Annotated in this window: 6 protein-coding genes; 3 read left to right on the top strand and 3 right to left on the bottom strand. The window is 48.1% G+C overall.

From position 1 onward, the window contains the following. Together NDA06_RS09540 and NDA06_RS09535 are read left to right on the top strand one after the other, a co-directional pair. The coding region (locus tag NDA06_RS09540) for a site-2 protease family protein (protein WP_348251711.1) at nucleotides 1–1262 on the top strand (1262 nt) is incomplete at its 5' end. A gap of 227 nt (nucleotides 1263–1489) precedes the next feature. Next, a complete protein-coding gene (locus NDA06_RS09535; RefSeq protein WP_190410320.1) occupies nucleotides 1490–1702 on the top strand; it encodes a hypothetical protein in 213 nt (70 codons plus the stop codon). A gap of 218 nt (nucleotides 1703–1920) precedes the next feature. Here NDA06_RS09535 and NDA06_RS09530 read toward each other — a convergent pair whose 3' ends face one another. After that, entirely contained in the window at nucleotides 1921–3060 is a 1140-nt protein-coding gene (locus NDA06_RS09530; RefSeq protein WP_190984681.1) for a GDSL-type esterase/lipase family protein, read from the bottom strand. 1 nt (nucleotide 3061) lies between these two features. Here NDA06_RS09530 and NDA06_RS09525 point away from each other — a divergent pair, with 1 nt between their 5' ends. Continuing rightward, on the top strand, nucleotides 3062–3193 hold the full coding sequence (locus NDA06_RS09525) for a hypothetical protein (RefSeq protein ID WP_277877454.1): 132 nt from the start codon (nucleotides 3062–3064) through the stop codon (nucleotides 3191–3193). A gap of 146 nt (nucleotides 3194–3339) precedes the next feature. On the opposite strand, the gene NDA06_RS09520 is transcribed toward NDA06_RS09525, so the two are convergent. Together NDA06_RS09520 and NDA06_RS09515 are read right to left on the bottom strand one after the other, a co-directional pair. Further along, on the bottom strand, nucleotides 3340–4527 hold the full coding sequence (locus NDA06_RS09520; RefSeq protein ID WP_190984680.1) for an acyl-CoA dehydrogenase family protein: 1188 nt from the start codon (nucleotides 4525–4527) through the stop codon (nucleotides 3340–3342). A gap of 316 nt (nucleotides 4528–4843) precedes the next feature. Then, nucleotides 4844–5917, bottom strand: a complete 1074-nt coding sequence (locus tag NDA06_RS09515; protein WP_190984679.1) for a class I SAM-dependent methyltransferase — start codon at nucleotides 5915–5917, stop codon at nucleotides 4844–4846. Nucleotides 5918–6000 lie beyond the last annotated feature (83 nt).

The raw sequence follows: 6000 nt of genomic DNA, 5'->3' as shown, positions 1-6000 counted from the left end.
GTCAGGATGCCATACTGCGGGAGCGAGTCTTGAAAATGGTGCAAGAATCCAACCCGATAGAAGATACTGCTGAGGAAAATGGGGGAGAGACAGCAGCGGCGACGCCAAAAGAGGCGAAAAATGCCGTTACCCAAGAAGTGGTTCCCATTCCAGATGAAGACTTAAAAAACATCCAAGGAATTTTTGGCATCGATACCTTCTTTGCCACCGAAAGCATTCCTTATCAGGAAGGAGCCATCTTCAAGGGCAATCTGCGGGGAGAACCTGCGGCGGTTCATTCCCGCTTGTCTGCGAGTTTGCACGAGAGATTGGGCGATCGCTATCGGCTATTTTTAGTAGAAAATCCGGAAGAGAAGCCGGTGGTGATTGTTCTCCCCAGCACCAACGATCCGAAACCAGCAACCTTACCGCAGAACATCTTGGCAGGCGTTCTCGTCGTGGCGACCATTGCCGCTAGCTTAGAGACGGCGGGAATTTTCCTCGGCTTTGATTTCTTCAGCAATCCAAGCCGCTTTGGAGAAGTTCTGCCCATCAGTGCCGGAATCTGGGTGATTTTAGTGACTCACGAACTCGGTCACTGGTTCCTAGCTCGTCGTCACAATATTCGCCTAAGTTTTCCTTTTTTCATCCCATCCGCACAGATTGGCTCGTTTGGGGCGATTACTCGGTTTGAATCGCTATTACCCAATCGCACAGTGCTGTTTGATATCGCTTTAGCTGGCCCTGCTGCTGGTGGCATTGTTTCCCTATTGATGCTAATCGTCGGTTTAATTCTTTCCCACGAAGGCAGTCTATTTAAGGTGCCATCGGAGTTTTTCCAGGGATCAATTTTGGTGGGTACTCTAGCACGGGTTGTCCTTGGTTCTAGTCTTCAGCAAACCCTGGTTGATGTCCACCCCCTGACGATTATCGGTTGGCTGGGTTTGGTGGTAACAGCGTTCAACTTGATGCCAGCGGGGATGCTCGATGGGGGTCGAATCGTCCAGGCAATCTACGGACGCCAAATCGCTCGACGCGCTACCGTTGCCACGTTAGTTTTGCTAGGAATTGTCTCTCTAGTAAATCCGACGAATCCTTTGCTGCTGTACTGGGCGATTGTAATTCTGTTCTTGCAACGGGGTCTAGAACGCCCTAGCTTGAATGAGATTTCCGAACCCGATGATGCGCGAGCGGCTTTGGGACTGTTGGCTCTGTTTTTAACAGTGGCAACTCTCCTCCCTCTCACTCCAGGCTTAGCGGGACGCTTGGGCATTGGGGGATAGAAATTGGGGAGCGAATTGGGAATGGGTGAATGTTCTGTCCTCACCTATTCCCTGTCTCCCACTCAGTCCTATCAGGAGGAATGCAAAGAAGTTTAAACAGTCCCGGAGAATATTTAACATTTCTTAAACAATTTCCCTGAAAACGATTAAACTTCATTGCAAAATTAGAAGAGACTATGAACGGTGTGATAACTTCGTTAAGGTTGACAAACGGCTGAGAGATAACGATGGAGAACACAATAAACGTGCCTTTACAGCAATCCTCAACTCCTTCATTTCGTGAAGATTTTAGTGAGTACGTGGCGCATCTACAGCTTCACATGGCGTTACAAGCGCGCAACCTAGTTCCCACTCTCACCAAGGCTGTTGATAGCCGCGAGCAGCTATTGCAGCAAACTCAGGCGGATATTGAAAAGCTGATTTCTCGTCAAGGCATCTAATTCGGCTAATTTTGATTGATTGGCTGATAAATTGATAGCCGCGCAATTATTTCTAACAATTTTTTGAAACTCCACTGAACTTAGTTTGACAATCAGAGCTTTATCGCTCTGATTTTTTTATGGATTGAATTGCTAAGTAGAGGCATGGCAGGCATGATAGGTATGCCTTTAGGGGCGTGTTTGTGCCATGCCCCTACAAAACGTAAATTTTTTACCAGTTAATTTAATCCAGATAAATCAGAGAGACGCGATCGCTTTACTGAGTTGTCAGCACGCACATTATTCCGATTGAGTGCAATTACCGATTCTGCCTGTTGGAGTGCCGATTGCCAAACTTCATATCCTCGACCGCTCAAATGCAGCCCATCCGTCGTTAAGTCCACACGCAAATTTCCTTCAACATCGCTAAAGCGAGAGTGAATATCTAGATAGCCTGCACCCTGTTGTTGAGCAAGGATAGCCAGTTGTTGGTTAAGGTTACGAATTCGGCGGTTTGGGATGGTGTTGATCCGGGTGGGAAGAATGGATTGCACGATGACTGAGCTGCGAGGATGCTCTTGTCGTAAGCGGCGAACAATTTGGCGAAGATTATCGAGAATTGTTTCATCCGTTGCACCTTGGCGTAAATCGTTGATGCCAGCTAAAACGTAAATAACATCGGGACGAGTTTGGGAAAAAGCAGACAATCTTTTCAAGATGCCACGGGAATTATCCCCAGAAATTCCCTGATTCAGCCACAAACTCCCCCCAGGAAGACGTTCTTGGGGAAACCACAATGAGAGAGAATCTCCCACTAATACGGAAAGACGGTTGGAACCTTGACCTTGAGAAACTGCTCTCGCTTCCTTTGCCAGTAGGCGTTTCCACTGTTCATAGCTAGGTTTTTGTAAAGCCAGTGCTTTAGTACCTGCTTGGTTCGCCCAGTATGACTGAAAGCTATCAACAGGTAGACGAGTATAAATCTTGCCTGCTTTCAGAGCAGCTAATCTTTGGTAAAAAAGTTGACTGCCAGATGCCGGTTTTGTCGTTGCTGTATCCGGTTTCAGCTTCGCTTGTACGGAGGGTTTCAGTTCTATCGCGGCTTGAGCTGCTGTCGGTGCTAAAGCTGTAGTAATAGTTAGTGTGTCAGTCCCCTGGAAAGGATTAGTCTGCGAAATCAACTGCTGGCTAAATTCCGGAGAGGTGATTTCAATGGTCGGGACGATTTTCTGAGCCACCAGTGGCTCAAAGGTACTCGACTCACTGGAATGCCATAACGCTAACAGGTTGTCAGGCTGTGGAGGTAGCACGGGCGGGGGCGGGGCGGCTATTTGCCCGCCGCTTAACAAACTTACCGCCAACAGATAAGGATCGCCCATTGTGTCTCTACTCCTTCACTTGTGCCTTCCTTTCCCTTTGACAGGGATTATTGGTTGGAGTCAGGAATTTTTAGGAGAAGCGATCGCTTTCTGTTGGCAAGACGCGGGAGCAATCGCTTTTAAACTCCTCTAAAGTGACGTCATACACGAGTCATTTGTCAAGCGCATTCAAAAATAAGCCAAAAAAATAAGTCAAAAGTGGATTTGTGCGTCCTAGGAATCCACGTTTGACTATCTACTTGCAAGCAAGCCAGACTAGGGAATGCGATCGCATTCCGGTTAAGAATACTGCGATATCATTGGCAGTTCCTGATTGAGAACCCAATTGCCAATATCCCGCAGCTTATAGTCCACTGGGTCATGCAGGGTAAACGTCCGCAAATCGCGCCAGTAGCGGTCGAAGCCGTATTTCGCAGCAGTGGAACGAGCGCCCATGACTTCAAAGATGCGGGTGGTGATATCCAAGCCAACTTTAGTGGTAAAAGCTTTAGCAGTATAAACAGCGATCGCAACTTCACCCCGTTCCTCATGAGTGAGCGCCTGTCCCTTTTCCCATGCCGTCTGTACCTGCTGCGCTGCCTGACGGCAGAGCGCGATCGCTGCCTTTAGCTCAGTCCATAGCTCACCATAGTGCTGCAAAATGTAGGGATCTTTCGATGCCCGATCGACGCCTGAGGTCATCCAGGGTCGAGTCATCGTCGTCGTGTAATCCCTTGCCGCTTCCAAGGCACCTTCGGCAATTCCCAGATAGACATGGGTTTTCGCCAACTGATTCACCACGAACAAGAGGGTAGAAAAGGCACCCTCTGGAGATGGAGGTGGGCCGAGAATTTCATCCGGGTTCACCAAGACGTTGTGGAAGGTGAAACTACCGCTAGCGGTGCAGCGTTGTCCCATATTGTCCCAGTCGTTGTTGTAGACAATGCCTTCTCGATCCTTGGGAAGGATAAAGGCAATCGGATGATCGACCCCGTCTTGCACGGCGGCGAATACACGAATATCCGCTGCTGCCACTCCGGTGCCAAAGCTCTTAGTTCCATTTACCCGGAAGCGATCGCCTTCTGGCTCAATTTTGAGGCGAGTGTCCCGCGTGTTAAATGCATTTCCCCAAAACAAGTGATTCTGGGCAGTGGCTCGGTAGTAGCGTTCTGCTTGAGCGGGGGTGCCGCTCACCTGACCCACCACTGATAAGATTAGCTGATTGCAGTAGAGTTGCCCCTTAGAACCATCTGCTTTAGCAATTTCCTGAAGAACCTTGTAAGCTTCTACCCAGGTTGCGCCAATACCGCCATATTCTCGCGGTACAACCAGAGGTAACAGTCCCGATTCCCGCAACCGTCGTACTTCTTCATGGGGAATAGCGGCTTGGCGATCGCGCTCGACAGCACTCGCTGCTAATTCTTGGGATAGGGCAGTTGCGATCGCTGCATAATCTTTCAATTCGATGCGGTTTAGTAATGTAGTCATGGTTTTTTCTCCTTTTTACTTGTCTTTTGTAGTAGATAATTTCTGAACTGGTTGCGAGGCTTGATTTAAAACAACCAGTGAAGAGAACTGTTTCGTAGTTAGCAATAGCGAGTCACTGCTACCGGGTTTTTGATAACGCCAAGCAAATGCACAGAGTTTGCACATAGGATTTTCTAGCTTTCAATGGTTTTCAGAATTGAAGGTTGGTGTTACATAGTTTTTTAGCGATTCACTTTCTTGCCGCTACATTTGTGATTTTTTCTGTATCCCCCCAATTGATGGCAGGGATTTAATCCAGACAATTCGTAAAACGGGTTTAATTCTTCCGCACAATGTAGTAATTGTTTTGAAAATCATGAGCGAGTTGCTTGATTTCCACGCTAGTGAAACCGGCATCTTCCAGCATTTCCAATGCTTTCTCCTGACCCCACATGGCACCAAGCCCCATGCCTCCTGCGGCAAGCGATACAGTCATGCAGTGCATACAAGAAATGGTGTAAAGTAATGGCCCTGCTGGATGATCGAGATTGCCATCGACATAACTGGAGGCGCGAATATCCTGCATCAAATAAACACCATCAGGACGCAGCGCTTGGGCAATTCCTCGCAACACTACATCGGGCTGAGCTTGGTCGTGAATTGCATCAAAGGTAGCAATGAAATCATATTTCTCTACTTCATCTAAAGTGGCAGCATCTTTTACTTGAAAGTGGATATTTGCGAGACCGAGGTGTTGGGCTTCGGTTTGCGCGATCGCGATCGCTTCTTCTGAGAAGTCGTAGCCTGTAAACCGACTATTCGGAAATTCCTTTGCCATTTTGGTGATAGCACGACCGCTACCACACCCTACATCCAGCACATTAATTCCCTCCTCAAGTGCCTCAATCAGTCCGGGAATTAAGGGCAGAATGTGGTCATTGAGCGCCGAAACCACCGTTTGACCGCTGTCTTCCGCCATCACTTGATGAAAACGCTTGAAAGCAGAATAGGGAACCCCACCACCCTTGTAAAAGCAGTCGATGATTTGCTCCTCAACACTTCCTAGTAAGGGGATGTATTGGGAAAATGCAGCAATATTGTCAGGACTGGAAGCTCGCGTTAAGAAGGCGGCGTGTTCTAGGGGCAAAAAGTAGGTATTCTTAGCCGGATTGTGTTCCACAAACCCGCCAGTAACCATTGCTCCCAACCACTCGCGCACGTACCGCTCATTCAACCTTGTTGCGTCTGCAATCTGTTGGCTTGTAGAAGGCGGTAGTTCAGCCATCGTGTCAAATAACCCGGTTCTGTGACCGATAGACGTCATCAGAGCGATCGCGCCACTGTTGAGAATGTTAAGCATCCGTTCGGCAAATGCTTCTGCTTTGGTTTGGTCTAGGGTAAGTGTTGTCATAGAATCCTCGTGATGATTTTCAAGTTTGAATGTGTTATTCAGAGTGCGATCGCAAAAACTTGGATTTCTGTTGCACTCTTCAG

Origin of the sequence: Trichocoleus sp. ST-U1 (assembly GCF_039961835.1) — a bacterium.
Classification (GTDB): domain Bacteria; phylum Cyanobacteriota; class Cyanobacteriia; order Cyanobacteriales; family FACHB-T130; genus FACHB-T130.
This window is presented reverse-complemented; position numbering and strand designations above follow the sequence as displayed.